1 protein-coding gene is annotated in these 1,418 nt (G+C 68.7%); it reads right to left on the bottom strand.

Going from position 1 to position 1,418, the window contains the following annotated elements; all coding sequences use genetic code 11:
* Positions 1 to 43: 43 nt before the first annotated feature.
* Positions 44 to 1,291, bottom strand: a complete 1,248-nt coding sequence (locus tag PU704_RS19905) for an IS256 family transposase (RefSeq protein WP_127435639.1) — start codon at positions 1,289 to 1,291, stop codon at positions 44 to 46.
* Positions 1,292 to 1,418: the final 127 nt, after the last annotated feature.

Consider the following 1,418-nt stretch of genomic DNA (forward strand, 5'->3'; position numbering starts at 1 on the left):
GGTCAAGCCCCTCAGAGTGGTGTAGCGATCTTTCATGTAGGGGTCAGGCGGTGAGGGCTGTCAGGGGGTCGGTGGTCACCTCGCTTCCGGTGTTCGCGACGGTGGTGAGCCGGCAGCGGGTGAGGACCTCGAGGCCCAGGTAGCGGCGGCCTTCGGCCCACTCGTCGGTCTGCTCGGCCAGCACGGCCCCCACCAGGCGGACGATGGCTTGCCGGTTGGGGAAGATCCCGACCGCGTCCGTGCGGCGCCGGATCTCCCGGTTCAGCCGCTCGGCGGGGTTGTTGGACCAGATCTGGGCCCAGACGTCCTTGGGGAAGTTCGTGAACGCGAGGATGTCCTCACGGGCATCGGCCAGGTGCTCAGCCACCGCCGGCAGCTTCTCGGCGACGTAGTCCAGCAACCGGTCGAACTGGGCGTTCACGGCTGTGGCGTCGGGTTGGTCGTAGACGCTGTGCAGCATGGCTTTGACGGCCGGCCACATGGACTTCGGGCAGATCGACATGAGGTTCGCCGCGTAGTGGGTGCGGCACCTCTGCCAGGACGCCCCGGGCAGGTTCGCCGCGATCGCGTCCTTGAGCCCGGCGTGGGCGTCACTGGTAACCAGGCGGACCCCGCCCAGGCCCCGGGCCACCAGGTCGGCGAAGAACTCGTTCCAGGCCGCCCCGGTCTCGGCCGTGGCCACCCGCATCCCGAGGACCTCCCGGTGGCCGTCGCCGTTGACCCCGGTGGCCAGGAGCACGACCGCGTTGACCACCCGCCCGCCCTCGCGGACCTTCATGGTCAGTGCGTCGGCGGCCACGAACGTGAAGGGACCGGCCTGATCCAGGGGCCGGTGGCGGAAGGACTCCACGTGCTCGTCGAGGTCACCGGCCATCCGTGAGACCTGGGACTTCGACAGGGAGTTGATGCCCAGGGTCTTCACCAGCTTGTCCATCCGGCGGGTCGAGACCCCAGCGAGGTAGCAGTCGGCGACCACGGTGATCAGCGCGGACTCGGCCCGCTTGCGCCGCTCCAGCAGCCAATCCGGGAAGTAGGTGCCGGCGCGCAGCTTCGGCACGGCGACGTCGATCGTGCCCACGCGGGTGTCGAGGTCGCGGTGCCGGTAGCCGTTGCGCTGGGTCACCCGCTCGGGAGCAGGTCTGCCCCACTCGGCCCCGACCACTGCGTCCGCGTCGGCGGAGAGCAGCGCGTTGATCACCGTCTGCAGCAGACTGCGCATCAGATCCGGGGAGGCTTCGGACAGGGCTTCACCGAGCAGGCCGGTGGGGTCGACAATGTGAGGAGCGGTCATCGTGATGATGTCCTTTCGAGGGTGCTGTGAGAGGTGAACTCGAAAGATCTCACGGTGGCCGCGCCCTCGTCCGCAACGACGAACTCGGCCACCGAGCGTTACACCATCATGCGGGGCTCAACTGAGC

Origin of the sequence: Kocuria oceani (assembly GCF_029524215.1) — a bacterium.
In the GTDB taxonomy this organism is placed as follows: domain Bacteria; phylum Actinomycetota; class Actinomycetes; order Actinomycetales; family Micrococcaceae; genus Kocuria; species Kocuria oceani.